Annotated in this window: 12 protein-coding genes; 5 read left to right on the top strand and 7 right to left on the bottom strand. The window is 63.5% G+C overall.

The genetic code is table 11. The annotated features are described in order from the left end of the window. Positions 1-15: 15 nt before the first annotated feature. From CQ12_RS23715 to CQ12_RS23700, 4 genes are all read right to left on the bottom strand, one after another. Entirely contained in the window at positions 16-951 is a 936-nt protein-coding gene (locus CQ12_RS23715) for an MBL fold metallo-hydrolase (protein WP_057837736.1), read from the bottom strand. Between the two features lie 51 nt (positions 952-1,002). Next, on the bottom strand, positions 1,003-1,392 hold the full coding sequence (locus CQ12_RS23710; RefSeq protein WP_057837717.1) for a cupin domain-containing protein: 390 nt from the start codon (positions 1,390-1,392) through the stop codon (positions 1,003-1,005). A gap of 65 nt (positions 1,393-1,457) precedes the next feature. Continuing rightward, the gene (locus tag CQ12_RS23705) at positions 1,458-2,210 is read right to left on the bottom strand and encodes an SDR family oxidoreductase (protein ID WP_057837716.1); all 753 of its coding nucleotides are present in this window, start codon (positions 2,208-2,210) and stop codon (positions 1,458-1,460) included. Positions 2,211-2,945: 735 nt separating this feature from the next. Then, positions 2,946-3,644, bottom strand: coding sequence for an outer membrane protein (locus CQ12_RS23700; RefSeq protein ID WP_057837715.1), 699 nt, complete (start codon positions 3,642-3,644; stop codon positions 2,946-2,948). A 470-nt stretch (positions 3,645-4,114) separates the two neighbouring features. On the opposite strand from CQ12_RS23700, the gene CQ12_RS23695 reads away from it, so the two are divergent. Then, the gene (locus CQ12_RS23695; RefSeq protein WP_057837714.1) at positions 4,115-5,866 is read left to right on the top strand and encodes an MASE1 domain-containing protein; all 1,752 of its coding nucleotides are present in this window, start codon (positions 4,115-4,117) and stop codon (positions 5,864-5,866) included. Positions 5,867-6,067: 201 nt separating this feature from the next. On the opposite strand, the gene CQ12_RS23690 is transcribed toward CQ12_RS23695, so the two are convergent. Next, positions 6,068-7,480, bottom strand: coding sequence for an FAD-binding oxidoreductase (locus CQ12_RS23690; protein WP_057837713.1), 1,413 nt, complete (start codon positions 7,478-7,480; stop codon positions 6,068-6,070). Between the two features lie 88 nt (positions 7,481-7,568). Here CQ12_RS23690 and CQ12_RS23685 point away from each other — a divergent pair, with 88 nt between their 5' ends. Beyond that, positions 7,569-8,093 carry a thioesterase family protein gene (locus tag CQ12_RS23685; protein WP_057837735.1) on the top strand — a complete coding sequence of 175 codons (525 nt, stop codon included), beginning with the start codon at positions 7,569-7,571 and terminating at the stop codon, positions 8,091-8,093. 8 nt (positions 8,094-8,101) lie between these two features. On the opposite strand, the gene CQ12_RS23680 is transcribed toward CQ12_RS23685, so the two are convergent. After that, positions 8,102-9,637 (bottom strand): helix-turn-helix domain-containing protein, encoded by a 1,536-nt coding sequence (locus CQ12_RS23680; protein ID WP_057837712.1) that lies wholly within the window; start codon positions 9,635-9,637, stop codon positions 8,102-8,104. Positions 9,638-9,798: 161 nt separating this feature from the next. Here CQ12_RS23680 and CQ12_RS23675 point away from each other — a divergent pair, with 161 nt between their 5' ends. Both CQ12_RS23675 and CQ12_RS23670 read left to right on the top strand, forming a co-directional pair. Continuing rightward, positions 9,799-10,641 carry a class I SAM-dependent methyltransferase gene (locus tag CQ12_RS23675; protein WP_057837711.1) on the top strand — a complete coding sequence of 281 codons (843 nt, stop codon included), beginning with the start codon at positions 9,799-9,801 and terminating at the stop codon, positions 10,639-10,641. Between the two features lie 69 nt (positions 10,642-10,710). After that, positions 10,711-11,538 carry an alpha/beta fold hydrolase gene (locus CQ12_RS23670; RefSeq protein WP_057837710.1) on the top strand — a complete coding sequence of 276 codons (828 nt, stop codon included), beginning with the start codon at positions 10,711-10,713 and terminating at the stop codon, positions 11,536-11,538. 36 nt (positions 11,539-11,574) lie between these two features. Here CQ12_RS23670 and CQ12_RS23665 read toward each other — a convergent pair whose 3' ends face one another. After that, entirely contained in the window at positions 11,575-11,748 is a 174-nt protein-coding gene (locus CQ12_RS23665) for a DUF1328 domain-containing protein (RefSeq protein ID WP_065752682.1), read from the bottom strand. 289 nt (positions 11,749-12,037) lie between these two features. Between CQ12_RS23665 and CQ12_RS23660 the strand changes: the two genes are divergently transcribed. After that, positions 12,038-14,680 (top strand): ATP-dependent helicase, encoded by a 2,643-nt coding sequence (locus CQ12_RS23660; RefSeq protein ID WP_057837708.1) that lies wholly within the window; start codon positions 12,038-12,040, stop codon positions 14,678-14,680. Positions 14,681-14,705: the final 25 nt, after the last annotated feature.

Here is a 14,705-nt window from a genome sequence, read left to right as displayed (position 1 = left end):
TAACCCGACAAGCAATCAGTAGTCCCAGAAGGCCGGTACCCAACGAAAGGCGTCGCCGTCGACCGCCACATGGCCGACGGACGGGAACGGCAGATGAGTGGCCACCAGCAGCCCGCCGGTCGTCGCCAGTTCCCGCAACAGACGGACCCGAACGCGGGCCGCCTCCTCGGGGTCGTGTTCGAAGCCGTTGTACCACTCGGGATGTTCGAATCCGACCTGAAACACGAGGTCTCCAGCGAACGTCAGCCGGTCGCCGCCGGACGCCACGCGGACCACGCTGTGCCCGGGCGTGTGGCCGCCGGTACGAGTGACGACCACTCCCGGCGCGACCTCATACTCCTCCTCGAACGGCCGCAGTTGGCCGCGGTACTCTTTCACGAACCGCTTGGCGGCCGACCGAAGCGCGTCCGGGAACCCCGGCGGCATGGAGACGTGGGAGAAATCGGGCGCTTCCCAGAACTTGACCTCGGCGGCCGCGACGTGGATCCGCAGGTCCGGACGCAGCTGCTCCTTCACTCCGTCGACCAGCAGCCCGCCAATGTGGTCCATGTGCATGTGGGTCAGCACCACGTCGGTCACGGACGCAAGCTCGATGCCGGCGGCCTCCAGTCGATGGACCAACTGTCCGGCCCGCGGCAAGTGCAAGTCCGGGTCGAACCCCAGCCCAGCGTCGACGAGGATGGTCCGGCCGCCGCTACGCACCACGACCACGTTCAGCGCCCAATCCAACGCGTCCGGGGGCAGGAACATGTCTTTCAGCCAGGCCGCCCGGACGGCCGGGTCGACGTTGTGGGCCAACATTGCTGTTGGGAGCGGCAGCACACCATCGCTGACCACCAGCACGTCAATGTCGCCGACCTTCAGCGCGTAGCGCGACGGAACCAACTCGTCGAGCCCCGGTCGACCGGGTTGTGAGGTGCTCCCTAAGCTCATGTTGGTGTCCAAGCTCATGTTTGTCTCCTGTTGTTCGCGCACCTTTCGTGTACTGGGTTGCCGTAACAGTCACTGTGCGGGCACGAGCGCCGGGGCGCCCTTGTCCTTGATCAAGAGCACCAGAAATTTCGCCGGCTGGGTGCTGCTTGCGTTCCGGTCGACGACATGAACATCATCAGGGCCTTCATAGAAGCTCTGACCTGGCGTCAGGGTCACCTGTTGTCCACCCTTCAGCTGCATCACGACGGAGCCTTCAAGCACGTAGACAAACGCATGTGCATTGTGCCGGTGGATGGCGCTCGACCCGCCAGGCGCATGCTCGACTGTGATCATCAAGGCTTCCCTGCCGGGACTCTCCGGAAGATCCTTAGACATGAGTGCCGTGACCTTGGGCTCCTGAGCCACCGCAGTGCCGGTCATGAGGCACAGAAAAACCAACGCAACGAGTTTGATCGTCATAGTCGCCTCATTCGTTCGTTGCCCGGACCCGCTCGTGACAGACTGGACATACCTTCGATGCGCGATCAGGCTGCTGCCTGTGAGCGGCGGAGCCATTCGTCCAGACCGATGCGGCCGAGGCGCGCCTCGCCCAACGGCACGAGCGAGTGCTCATCAACTCGGCCGCCCCAGTATCGGGCCTCGGGATCGCTCACAACCTCGCGCGGGTCGCCAACCGCCTTCAGATAGCGGGCGATGATTTCGTTGAACGGCGCTCGTTCCGGGCCGGCGATCTCCACGATGCCATTGCGCGGTGGTGCGAGCGCCACATCGGCTACGTTGGCAGCAACGTCATCCGCCGCGATGGGCTGGAACAGGATGGGCGGAAGCCTGACCAGGTTTCCATCCGCACTTGAATCGGCGATGCCGCGGACGAATTCCAGGAACTGGGTCGAGCGGACGATGGTGTAAGGGATGCCGCAGGCCTCGATCAGTTTCTCCTGGGCGACCTTGCCGCGGAAATAGCCATTGTCTGTCCGGTCGATTGCGACGATGGAGAGCGCGACATGGTGTCGGACACCGGCTGCGGCCTCCGCCGCGAGAAGGTTGCGGCCGGAGGTCTCGAAGAACTCCAACACCGCCTTGTCTTCAAATGAGGGCGAATTGGCGAGGTCTATCACGACCTGCGCGCCGGCCAGGGCCTCTTTGAGCCCCTCGCCGGTGATGGTGTTGACGCCGTTGTTAGGCGAGGCGGCGAAGACCTCGTGGCCACCCTGGCGCAGAATGGCGACAGTCTTCGAGCCGATCAGGCCGGTACCGCCGATCACAACGATCTTCATGGTTGACCTCCCCTATCGATGACTGGAGATATTGGATGGTTGGAGGTCCCTCAAATGGGTTCGAGAAGACGGTTCGAAAGCTACTGAGACAAAATGTTACCAGCATGACACGCCGCGCGGCTTACTCAGACGTCGTCGACTGGTCAGCACTACTGATCGATTTTGTGGAGGCACCTGGACGGCTCATGTCCGAGTTGGGTCTTGGCCGTGTAAGAACACCCTTCCATGGAAGTCAGTGAGAAGCCAGGGCCGGTTCGATCTCAGGCCATGATGGCCGCCATCAGTGGCTTGGCTCCGACGATGCTTTTGACCCGTGTTAGATTGTCGGAGATGATTTGTCAGGCTCTAGCGTAGAGCGAACACGACAACAACGAGTGCAATGGGCAGCAGGCCCGCGACTGCCAAAGCGAAGATATTGAACCAATCTCTGCGCATACAGAAAAATGCGCTCGACCAAATTTTGTTTCTGCGTAAACGCGCCACTGGATCGAGGTAATGCGTTCTCACTATCTCCGTCATCCCCGCGCAATGGTCTCGCCGTTGTCGCTGGGGAGGTGCGAGCCAACGGGCCCGCGCGAAGCGCGGCCCGATGACGGGTTTCGCGAGCCTCGAAGGATGAGCGGCCCGGCTGGTGGCCGTCCCCCTTCGAGGGCTGCGCTGTGCGCGGCCGCCTCTGGATGAACGCAATTGCGTTCATCCCGGGGTGACGGCTCACATTCAAGCCTGACCGGAATATCAGAACCGGTAGCTGGCGCCGACGCGCACGAGGTGCATCTCGTTGCGGAATTCAGTCCGCGTCCGGTCCTTGCCGGACCGTGAGACGCTGCCGTAATCGGCGTAGAGATATTCGCCTCGTCCGACAAAATGCTTGGTGAAGGCATATTCGAAGCCGCCGCCCACGATCAGCCCCGCCTTGACCTGTTCGTCCCAGATCATCTCCTGCACGGTGTCGCAACCCTTCTGCACCGTATAGCGATAGCCGTTGCCGATGCTGGCCACGCCGACACCGACGGCGCCGTACGCCAGCAGGCGGTCGAACGCGTAGCCCGCACGCAGGCGAGCCCCACCGAACGCGCCGAAGCTCGACAGCAAGACGCTATCGCCAAAGATCAGTTCGTCCCGCGACGAGGAGGACTTGCCCCACTCGAACTCGCCGCCGATCACGAAACGGTTGGCAAACTGGTGATTATAGCCGCCATAGACGCCGACCGCGAAGCCGCTCGCCTGCCCCTCCGCATGACGGCACGCACCGTTTCGGCAGTAATCGGCAGCCCAGGCCGCATACCCGCCGCCGCCGTAGATACCCGCATAAAACCCGGTCCAGTTGTAGGAGGGCGAAGGCAGGTCCGGAACACGGATTTCGGCAGCCTTCGCCGCCGGACCTGCCAGTAAAAAGCCGCAAGCGGCAACAAACCCCCAGGAAACAAAACGCATCAACGCACCTCATCACGCACGCACACGCAACACATGTTGCGGGAACAAGCTGAAGAGGGCAGTTCGGGCGCGATGATGTTTAAGTCGGGCGGCGCCGTGTTGAAACGAGGCTATGTTTGGAACGAAATTAGGATCGCCGCCACAATGTACAACTGGTGCGGGAAGAACGCCGCCGCAAGCTCATGCCCGCCACCTGCGGTTTCACCGCAGAGGTGCGGAGGACGGGCGTGTCCAGGGCGTGTCCTCATGAACCCTCCGCCGCAGATTAGTCGGTGAGGTCCACTGTACCCCTGATAGCGGCGCAATAGCAGATCTCGCCAGAGGTCCGAGTTGGGTCAATACTGGACGCTCGTTCTATTCAAGCAGCTTGAGGCTTGAGGTGCGTTCCGCCAGTATGTGTCGGGAAATATCGGTAAACCTGCTCGCATCCAACCTGGCGGCAAATGGGATTCACCGGGATCCATCGAGAGATGTCCACCGCTTTCGACCTGACAAGGTGGGTGGGCGCAATCACGCTCACGGTTTCGACCGCTGTTGCGTATTTCATCGCGGCGCGGCTTAGCCTCGAATTGCTGACCAAGCCAGAGGGCGTAGCCGTGTTCTGGCCGGCGGCAGGCGTGTCGGCGGGTGCCTTGATCGCCCTGGGTTTCCGCGCGCGATGGCCGGTGATCTTCGGCACGATGGCTGCTACCATTTTGGCGAACCTGCTTGGCGACCGAAGTCTCTGGGGGTCTATTGTCTTCGGCCTATGCAATGCTGGCGAGGCCGCGCTTACCGCTTGGTTGATCGAACGTTTCCATGGTCCCGACTTCACGTTGGGAAAGCCGCGAAACGTGATGGCATTGGTCGGAGCAGCAACCGTTGGGACTGCCGTGTCGGGCATCGGCGGCGCCATTGCATTCAAGTTGTTTCACGGCGCGACGACCCCGCTATGGGTTACCTGGCAGCATTGGTTCGCATCTGACGGACTGGGGATCATCGTAGTTGCACCATTACTGATCGAGTTCGCCTCGGCCGCGCGGGACCGGCCGCCTCTGACCGAGTTGCTCGAGGGCGCCTTGACCGTCGCGATCCTGGCGCTTGTGAGCGCGCTGGCCATTTTTCTGCGATCAGATCTTCTGGCAAACGTAGGCCCGGTCGCTATCCTGTTCGCGCCACTGCTATGGCTCGCGGCGCGATGCCGGCCGGTTTTTGCCGCCGCTGCGGCCTTCATTGTCAGTCTTTCAATCGTTTGGACGACGACCTTTGGCATCGGCTACTTCGGCAATCCCACGCTTTCGATGGAGGAGCGCGTAGTTGCAGCGCAGGTCAGCATCCTGCTTGTGACAATCGGCGCATCGCTTCTGGCTGCGTTGTTTGCCGAAATCCGGGAGAAGAGGCGGATCACCGAAGCGGCGCTGCACGCCAGCGAAACCCAGCGCTATCTCATTGAAACTGAGAGATTAGCCGCACTCGGGCGCCTTGTTGCAGGCGTCGCACATGAGCTCAATACCCCCGTTGGAATCAGCCTGACGGTCGCCTCGACACTGGCGCAGCGCTGCTCAAAGTTCGCCAATCAAATCGTCTCTGGTCCTGTGCGGCGCTCGTCCCTCTCGGCATTCGTCGATAGCAACCAAGACGCCGCCGACCAGCTGGTTGCAAATCTGGAGCGCGCCGGCGGGCTGATTCAGGCGTTCAAGCAAGTGGCTGCCGATCGCAGTCTTGCAGATCGCCGCAACTTTGACCTTCGGATTGCAACCGAGCAGATCGTGGCCAGCATAATGCCCGGCCTCCCTAAACCTCGCAATCCATTCACACTCGACATACCCGCCGACGTCATCATGGACAGCTACCCAGGCGCCTACGGACAGGTGTTGACCAATCTGATTTTCAATTCTGTCATCCACGGCTTTGCCGACCGACCTGGCGGCAACATGTTGCTTGAGGCAACTCGCATCAACGACGTCGTCGAGATTACTTTCTCCGACGACGGAGGAGGAATTTCAGAAGACGCCCAGCGACATGTGTTCGATCCTTTCTTCACCACGCGGCGGGCGAAAGGCAGTACCGGGCTCGGCCTCTACATCGTCCACAATCTCGTGACCGAGCAACTGGGCGGCCGTATCGCGCTGGTCTCCGCCCTGGGAAAGGGTACTTCGGTCCATATGACACTTCCACTGGTCGCCCCCGGAAACGACCGGCCGGTCAGCACAGCGAGTGCGATGGATAACAAGGAGTCGTGAGCTCGCGAGCATAGAGATTCGGTTGCTAACCAGTTGCAGGGCCGCGCATGTATCAGCCTCACCGCGCACTTGTGACCTACCAATACAAGCGAGGCAGAAGCCACCCATGTCCTTGGGTCACGAGCGGCAATGCCTTGACTGATCGCAAGATTGCCGCTTGGCCCTCAGAAGCTGACATCCATGCGTTTATGAGTACACCACCTACCCCACCGGCACGATCTTGCCGGGATTGAATATGTTCTGCGGATCGAGCGCCTGCTTCAGCGCGCGCATGGCGTCGATCGCCTCGGGGCCGAGTTCGGCCTTGAGATATTTCTGCTTGCCCTGCCCGATGCCGTGCTCGCCGGTGCAGGTGCCGCCCATCGCCTGCGCCCGCTCGACCAGGCGGTGCATGAAATCCTCGCCGCGCGCCATTTCTTCCTTGTTGTCGACGTCGCAGACCAGCGAGCAGTGGAAATTGCCGTCGCCGACATGGCCGACGATCGGCGACAGCAGGCCGAGCCGCTTCAGATCGTCCTCGGTCTCGGTGACGCAATCGGCCAGCCGTGAAATCGGCACGCAGACGTCGGTCGCCACCACGCCCGCGCCGGGACGCAGCGCCTTGACGGACCAATAGGCGTCATGCCGGGCCTGCCACAGCTTGGTGCGGTCCTCCGGCTTGGTGGTCCAGGTGAAATCGCCGCCACCGCACTCCTTGGCGATCTCGCCAAAATTCTTCGACTGCTCGGCCACCTCGACGTCGCTGCCGTGGAATTCCAGCAGCAGCAGCGGCGTCTCCGGCAAAGTGAGTTTGGAATAGGCGTTGCAGGCGCGCACCTGCTCGGCGTTGAGCAGTTCGATCCGCGCCAGCGGAATGCCGGTCTGGATGGCCAGGATGGTCGCCTGGCAGGCGCCGCGCACGGTCTCGAACGAGCACGCCGCGGCCGCGATCGTCTCGGGTATGCCGCGCAGCTTGATGGTGAGCTCGGAGATGATGCCGAGCGTGCCCTCGGCGCCGACAAACAGATGCGTCAGGTCGTAGCCGGCGGAAGATTTCTTGGCTCGCGTCCCCGTCGTGATGATCTCGCCGTCGCCCCGCACCACTTTCAGCGCCAGCACGTTGTCGCGCATGGTGCCGTAGCGCACCGCATTGGTGCCGGAGGCGCGGGTCGCGGTCATGCCACCGAGCGAAGCGTCGGCGCCGGGATCGATCGGGAAGAACAGGCCCTGGTCGCGCAGATGCTCGTTCAGCGCCTTGCGGGTGACGCCGGGCTGGATCACGCAGTCGAGATCCTCGGCATGGACTTCGAGAATCCGGTTCATGTCGCGCAGGTCGATACAGACGCCGCCGGCCGGCGCATTGACTTGGCCTTCCAGCGAGGTGCCGGTTCCGAACGCGATCACGGGAACGCCATGCTTGGCGCAGATCCGCACCACGTCCTGAATGTCCCGGGTTTCCTCCGCCATCACCACCGCGTCCGGCGGCTGCGTCGGCAGCCATGTGGTGGTGTGGGCGTGCTGTTCGCGCACCGCCTGCGAGGTGATCAGCCGGTTGCCGAATCGCGCCGCCAGTGCCTCGACCGCGCTTGCCAGCGCCTGCGGCTCCGGCCGCTTCACATTACCCGATATCGTCATCGCCACGTCAATTCCTCCCGGATTTGAGCGGACCGTGGCAAAGGATATAAGGGGGGTCAAGAGCGCGAAAACAATGACGGGATCAATGATGACGACCGCTGCCGCCGCCGGGGAAAACCTGAAGAATATGCCGCTACCGCCCGTCCCGTTCCTGTCCTCGGTGATGCAGATCGAGCCGCAATGGATCGATTACAACGGCCACCTCAACATGGCCTATTACAACGTGATGATGGACCGCGCGATCGACGAAATGTGGCTGCAGCTCGGGATCGGGCCGGCCTACATGAAGGAGCGGCACTGCTCCACCTTCACCGCCGAAGCCCATGTGCGTTACATCAGGGAAATTCACCTCGGCGACCCCGTTCAGATTTCAGTTTATCTGTTGGGTACCGACGAGAAGCGGCTGCACACGTTCGAGGAATTGCGCCATGCGACCGAAGGCTGGCTGTCCGCGACGTCGGAAAACATGACGCTGCATATGGACATGAAGGCGCGCAAGGTGGCGCCCTTCCCGCCCGACATTCGTGCGCGCATCGACGCGGTCGTGGCTTCGCATGCCGCCGTGCCGCGACCCGAGGGGACCGGCCGCAAGGTCGCGATGCCTCAGAAATAGCTGAGTGCCTAGGCCGGCAGTCCGGCCTCCTGCAGCGCGCCGACCACCAACTCGCACTGGCTGGGCGGCAGCGGCGGCATGCCGCGCTGAACTTCCGACACCGTGAGATCGGGATAATGCTGCCGCAGGGCGCCGAGGCTGCGGCGGGCCTGCGGCCCCTGTCCGGCAAGCACATAGGCCGGGCACAGCGTGCGATGCACCCAGCTTGCGGAGGGATGTTCGGCCAGCGCGCGTTCCTGCCACTGCGCGCCCTCGGCATATTGACCAGCGATGAACAGCGCGCAGCCGACCCCGACCATGCTGTTGAAGGCCAGCGGATCGTGGGGCGCGAGATCGAGCGCGATCTTGAAGCGCTCGATCGCCGATTGCGGATCGCCCTTGTAGACGTCGATCCAGCCGCCGCGGCTCCACGCCCAGGCCGAGCCGCCGTCCATCGCCAGCGCCTTGCGCGTGACGAGATCAGCGGTATCGAACGCGTTGAGCAGCGACAGCGCGTTGCCGAGGATGGCGAGCGCGGTGGCATCGCCGCCGAGCCCCCTCGCCCGGTGGGCCAGTTCGAGGCTTCGCGCACGCTCTTGCTGCGGCGCATGGGTGAAGTGATAGACCACGCGCTGGACATGCGCCCACGCCGCCAGCGCGGTGGCCAGCGGATGGTTGGGATCCTGATTCATTGCGCGTTCCAGCAATTCCAGTGCGCGGGCATTGCCGATGGCATCGAGCGAGAGCACGCCCGGCATCGCCCGCAGCGCCAGATCCTGCGCGCCGAGGCTCGTGATCGGCTTTCGCAGCGCGCGATCGATCTCCGCCAGGCGCAGGCATGGCTGCAGCGCTGCGGCGATCCTGATAGCGAGATGTTCCGTCGTTGACGTATCGTCGCGCACAACGCCGTCGGCGCGATGGGCCCAAAGCTGGCCGCCGGTCTCGGTGTCGATCAGCCGGATGGTCAAATGCGTCTGCGCGCCCGATCCCCTGATGGCGCCGCCGAGATGATAGCGCGCCGCCATCGAGCGGGTTGCGACCGCGATGCCGGCGCGGGTCAGTGCGGTGACGAGATCGTCGGCGATGTCGGCCGCGACAGCCAGATTTTCCGCCGCCGCCTCGATCGGCCCGAAGGCGACCGCCGGCCGGTCCCGCGCCGACACATACAGCGAGGGCATCGCGCCGAGCGCATTGGTGAGAACTCCCTGCCGCTTCAGCGTCTGCGACGGGGTTTCGCCATAGCGGCGGCGATAGACGATCGAGAACCGCCCGAAATGAGGAAAGCCTGAGCGCAGCGCCACGTCCATGATCTTGGCGCCCGGCGTACCCTGCAACAGTTCGCGTCGGGCGCATTCGAGCCCGATCTCGCGCAGCACGGCACGCGGGGTTTTGCCGACAAAGGCAAGGAACTGCCGCTGCAGGGTCCTGCCAGATGTGCCGGCGATAGCGGCAAGCTCCGTCAGCCGCCAAGCGTGGCCGATATTAGCGCGCATCGCATCCAGCGCACGCCTGACGCCGCGCGGCAGCGGCGACGTCACCGTCGAAACGTCCTGGCTGGCAATCATCCGCAACTCCGAAGCGCCCTGGTAGTGAGTCCTGGGAACAGCGGAAAGGTTCACGTTCAGGATAGCCGTGTCGCGAACTGGATAGCCGTCGGGCTGGCATGGGGATTAAGTCGACAGCACGCAGAAATCGGAAAATTCACCGTCCCAAGAGGAGAAATGACATGGCAAGCACCGCCGCCGCCCAAGCCCAGCAACCCGGCCAGATCGACCTTTCCGCCCTGAAAACCAAGCAGCACGGCGCCTGGTCGTCAGGCGACTACGCCATCGTCGGTACCACGCTGCAGATCGTGGGCGAGGAACTGTGCGAGACGCTCGATCTCCGGGCCGGCCAGAAGGTGCTCGACGTCGCCGCCGGCAACGGCAATGTCACGCTCGCCGCAGCCCGCCGCTGGTGCGACGTGATGTCCACCGACTACGTGCCGAGCCTGCTCGAGCGAGGCCGTGCGCGTGCCGCCGCGGAAGGCCTGTCGGTCCAGTTCAAGGAAGCGGACGCGGAAGCCCTGGGTTTTGGCGATGCGACGTTTGACGTCGTCGTTTCGACCTTCGGCGTCATGTTCACGCCGGATCAGGATCGCGCCGCTGCCGAATTGTTGCGGGTGTGCAAGAGCGGCGGCAAGATCGGGCTCGCCAACTGGACGCCGGACGGCTTTATCGGACAGTTGTTCAAGACGCTCGGCAAATACCTGCCGCCGCCGGCGGGCGCGAAATCGCCTGCGCTGTGGGGCACGCAGGCGCGCATCACCGAGATGTTCGGAACGTCGGCGGCCTCCATCAAGACCGAGAAGCGGCACTTCACGTTCCGCTACCGCTCGCCGCTGCATTTTCTCGACGTGTTCAGGAATTACTACGGCCCGACGCTGAAAGCCTTTGCCGCGCTTGATGAAACCAACCAGCGCCGCCTCGCCGACGACATCCTGACGCTGATCGGCTCGATGAACCGCGCAGAGGACGGCACCATGGTGCTGCCGAGCGAGTACCTGGAGATCGTCATCGTCAAGCGCTGACGGATTCGATCGTGACGCGGCGGCCCGAAACAAGGCCGCCGCGATTCCTGCGTTCGCAAGGAGTTTAAGATGATTTTCGAGACCCTTGGCCCGATCGATTACCACGAAAGCGGAACTGGCCCGACGGTGGTGCTGGTACCCGGATCGTGCAGCACCGGCGCCGCGTGGCGGCCGGTGATGGCGCAGTGGCAGAACGAATTCCGCTGCGTGACGACCAGCCTTTTGGGGTATGGCGGCACCGCCGAGCGCCGCACCGAAGGCAATGCGGACATCGCGCAAGAAAGCGAAATCATCGAGAGCGTGATCCGCCGCGCAGGCGGCCCGGTGCATCTCGTTGGTCATTCGTTTGGCGGATTGGCCGCGCTTGCGGTGGCGCTGCGGCAGCGCGTTCCGCTGCTCGGCCTGACCATTGCCGAAGCGCCCGCCATGGAGATCCTGCGGGCGGCCGGCGAGATGCAGAACTATGACGCTTTCCGAAACATGTCCGGCGCTTATTCGGCTGCGTTCAAGCGCGGCGAAACCGATGCGATCGCGCGGATGATCGATTTCTATGGTGGCAATGGGACGTTCGCCGCATGGCCGCAGCGCGTCCGCGACTATGCGATTGAGACGACACGAGCGAATTTGCTGGATTGGGAATCGGCCTATGGCTTCCACCTTACGCCCGCATTATTGGCGAGCATCGACGTGCCTACGCTGGTCGTGTGGGGAGAAGCCAGTCATCCGGCCGTCGGCCGGGCGAATGATCTGCTGGGCCGCGGCATCCCGGGCGCCGTCCGCGCCACGATTGCTGGCGCGGCTCACTTCATGATCGCGACGCATCCGAAGCCATTTGCGGATCTGGTCTCCCGCCACGTCGGGGAGTCCAGTCTCGAACTGGCCACTGCCGCGCGCTAGCTTGCGCGCGGTGGCGTGTTTTTCCGGTTGCGCCCGCTAGACGTTACTACGTCCGCGCACCAATCCGACCACGGCCGAGATCAGAAACAGGATCACGGCGATGAAGAAGATGGCCTTGGCGATTTCGACGGAGACGCCGGCGATGCCGCCGAAGCCCAGAACACCCGCGATCAACGCGATGACCAGAAACGTTACGACCCAGCTCAGCATGATACGACCTCGATTGGCTGTTGCTCTCTCGATGCCGGCGGCTGAAGCGTCGCGCATCGACTGTTGAAACAATCCGCCCCGGGAACGATGGTTCCGGCCGCAGAAACCCCGAAATTTGACGATTTTCGCGGAACAAAATCGCCGTCGAAGCACAAAATGGGGCGCGTAAAAGCGCCGGGATAAAACCTGTCAAAACGGCCGGACAGGCCCTATATGACCCTCAATCCCTGCTATGAAGGCTCCCCTTTACCGCCTCACGGTGCCATCGTGGGGCCGAGACGATTCGACCATGACCGAGCCGAGCAAACTGCCGCATCGCGGCGTCCCCGAGCACCAGCCCGCGGCTGGCGGCATCGCCGCGCGTGCGCGGGCCGCGGCCGGTCCGCAATATCTCAACGGGCTCAATCCGGAGCAGCGCGACGCTGTTGAAACGCTCGATGGGCCGGTCCTGGTGCTGGCCGGCGCCGGCACCGGCAAGACCCGCGTGCTGACGACGCGCATCGCCCACATCCTGAGCCAGGGCCGCGCGCGGCCGCATGAAATTCTCTCTGTGACCTTCACCAACAAGGCCGCGCGCGAGATGAAACTGCGGCTCGGCCAGATGCTCGGCCAGGCCGTCGAGGGCATGCCGTGGCTCGGCACCTTCCACTCGATCGGCGGACGCATCCTGCGCTTCCACGCCGAACTGGTGCAGCTCAAGTCCAACTTCACCGTGCTTGATGTTGATGATCAAGTCCGCCTGCTCAAGCAGCTGTTGCAGGCCGAGAACATCGACGACAAGCGCTGGCCGGCGCGCATGCTGGCCGGGCTGATCGACGGCTGGAAGAACCGCGGCCTGACGCCGTCGCAGGTGCCGGCAGGCGAAGCCGCGATGTTCGCCAACGGCAAGGGCGGCAAGCTCTACGCCACCTACCAGGAGCGGCTGAAGATCCTCAACGCCGCCGATTTCGGCGATCTCCTGCTGGAGAACATCCGGCTGTTCCGCGAAAACCCTGATGTGCTCAGGCAGTATCAGAGCCGCTTCAAATTCATTCTGGTCGACGAATATCAGGACACCAACGTCGCGCAATATCTGTGGCTGCGGCTGCTGTCGCAAGCGCCAGCGCGGCCGGGCGTGCCGCTGTCGGCGATTATTCCGGGGGCGACAGAGTCTTCCGTCATTCCGGGGCGCATCGAAGATGCGAACTCCGATGTGCAATCGCACATCGAAGAATCTCGAGATTCCGGGTCTGCGCTTTCAGCGCATCCCGGAATGACGGAGGCTCCGGCTACCCCCTCCTCTCCTCCCAAAAACATCTGCTGTGTCGGCGACGACGACCAGTCGATCTATGGCTGGCGCGGCGCGGAGGTCGATAACATCCTGCGCTTCGAGCACGATTTTCCCGGCGCCAAAGTCATCCGCCTCGAGCGCAATTACCGCTCGACCGGCCATATCCTCGCCGCCGCCTCGCATCTGATCGCGCATAATGAAGGACGGCTGGGCAAGACGCTGCGCACCGAGGATGTCGACGGCGAGAAGGTCACCGTCACCGGCTCCTGGGATTCGGAAGAAGAAGCCCGCGCCATCGGCGAGGAGATCGAGGAACTGCAGCGCGCCGGCGACAACCTCAACGAGGTCGCGATCCTGGTGCGGGCATCGTTCCAGATGCGCGAGTTCGAAGACCGTTTTGTCACCCTCGGCCTGCCCTATCGCGTGATCGGCGGTCCGCGCTTCTACGAGCGCGCCGAAATCCGCGACGCGCTGGCCTACCTGCGCGTGATCAATTCGCCCGCCGACGACCTCGCCTTCGAGCGCATCGTCAACGTTCCGAAGCGCGGGCTTGGCGATGCTACCGTGCAATTGCTGCACGACCACGCCCGCAAGCGGCGCATGCCGCTGTTCGAAGCCGCGCGCGCTGTGGTCGAGACCGACGAATTGAAGCCAAAGGCGCGCGGGAGCTTGCGCGAACTCATCCTGCAGTTCGACCGCTGGCGCGCCCAGCGCGAGGTCACGGCGCATACGGAGCTCGCCGAAATCGTGCTCGACGAGAGCGGCTATACCGAGATGTGGCAGAAGGACCGCTCCGCCGATGCCGCCGGCCGGCTCGACAACCTCAAAGAACTCGTGCGCTCAATGGAAGAGTTCGAGAACCTGCAGGGATTCCTCGAACACATCTCGCTGGTGATGGACCGCGACGGCGGCGCCGAGGAAGAAGCCGTGTCGCTGATGACGCTGCATTCGGCCAAGGGACTCGAATTCGACAACGTGTTCCTGCCCGGCTGGGAGGAAGGCCTGTTTCCGAGCCAGCGCACGCTCGACGAACAGGGCCGCGCCGGCCTCGAGGAGGAGCGTCGCCTCGCCCATGTCGGCCTGACCCGCGCCCGCCGCCGTGCCAAGCTCTATTTCGCCACCAACCGCCGCATCCACGGCACCTGGTCAACCACGATCCCGTCGCGCTTCCTCGACGAACTGCCGTCGCAAAATGTCGAGATCACCGAGTCCAAAGGCGGCTCCGGCTGGGGCGGCAGCGGCGGCTATGGCCCGTCGCGTTTCGACAACGTCGAATCCTTCGGCTCCAGCTACTCGACGCCCGGCTGGCAGCGCGCACAAGCCAACCGCAACCGCAGCCAGGGCGGCCGCGGCGGTCAGGCCCGCGGCGGTTTCGAGGAAAGCCAGTCGTCATTTACAGGCTCGCGCAGCGATGCCTCAGGCTCGCGCGGCGATGCCTTCTCAGGCGGCTTCTCGCGCAACAAGCGCGGCCCGATGGTGATCGAAGGCGAACTGGTCGCCAAATCCACCGGCACGGTGTCGGAATTCTCGCTCAGCGATCGCGTCTTTCACGAGAAATTCGGCTACGGCCATGTCGTGAAGATCGACGGCAACAAGCTGACGATCGCGTTCGATAAGGCCGGCGAGAAGAAGGTGCTCGATAATTTCGTGAAGCGGACGTAGGGGGCACCCTTGGCCAGGCAAGGGC

The organism is Bradyrhizobium jicamae, assembly GCF_001440395.1.
Lineage (GTDB): Bacteria > Pseudomonadota > Alphaproteobacteria > Rhizobiales > Xanthobacteraceae > Bradyrhizobium > Bradyrhizobium jicamae.
This window is presented reverse-complemented; position numbering and strand designations above follow the sequence as displayed.

Excerpts from the sequence above, each read along its gene's own strand:
- CQ12_RS23715 (WP_057837736.1), bottom strand. The coding sequence starts at position 951 with ATGAGCTTGGACACCAACATGAGCTTAGGGAGCACCTCACAACCCGGT.
- CQ12_RS23710 (WP_057837717.1), bottom strand. The coding sequence starts at position 1,392 with ATGACGATCAAACTCGTTGCGTTGGTTTTTCTGTGCCTCATGACCGGC.
- CQ12_RS23705 (WP_057837716.1), bottom strand. The coding sequence starts at position 2,210 with ATGAAGATCGTTGTGATCGGCGGTACCGGCCTGATCGGCTCGAAGACT.
- CQ12_RS23700 (WP_057837715.1), bottom strand. The coding sequence starts at position 3,644 with ATGCGTTTTGTTTCCTGGGGGTTTGTTGCCGCTTGCGGCTTTTTACTG.
- CQ12_RS23695 (WP_057837714.1), top strand. The coding sequence starts at position 4,115 with ATGTCCACCGCTTTCGACCTGACAAGGTGGGTGGGCGCAATCACGCTC.
- CQ12_RS23690 (WP_057837713.1), bottom strand. The coding sequence starts at position 7,480 with ATGACGATATCGGGTAATGTGAAGCGGCCGGAGCCGCAGGCGCTGGCA.
- CQ12_RS23685 (WP_057837735.1), top strand. The coding sequence starts at position 7,569 with ATGACGACCGCTGCCGCCGCCGGGGAAAACCTGAAGAATATGCCGCTA.
- CQ12_RS23680 (WP_057837712.1), bottom strand. The coding sequence starts at position 9,637 with ATGATTGCCAGCCAGGACGTTTCGACGGTGACGTCGCCGCTGCCGCGC.
- CQ12_RS23675 (WP_057837711.1), top strand. The coding sequence starts at position 9,799 with ATGGCAAGCACCGCCGCCGCCCAAGCCCAGCAACCCGGCCAGATCGAC.
- CQ12_RS23670 (WP_057837710.1), top strand. The coding sequence starts at position 10,711 with ATGATTTTCGAGACCCTTGGCCCGATCGATTACCACGAAAGCGGAACT.
- CQ12_RS23665 (WP_065752682.1), bottom strand. The coding sequence starts at position 11,748 with ATGCTGAGCTGGGTCGTAACGTTTCTGGTCATCGCGTTGATCGCGGGT.
- CQ12_RS23660 (WP_057837708.1), top strand. The coding sequence starts at position 12,038 with ATGACCGAGCCGAGCAAACTGCCGCATCGCGGCGTCCCCGAGCACCAG.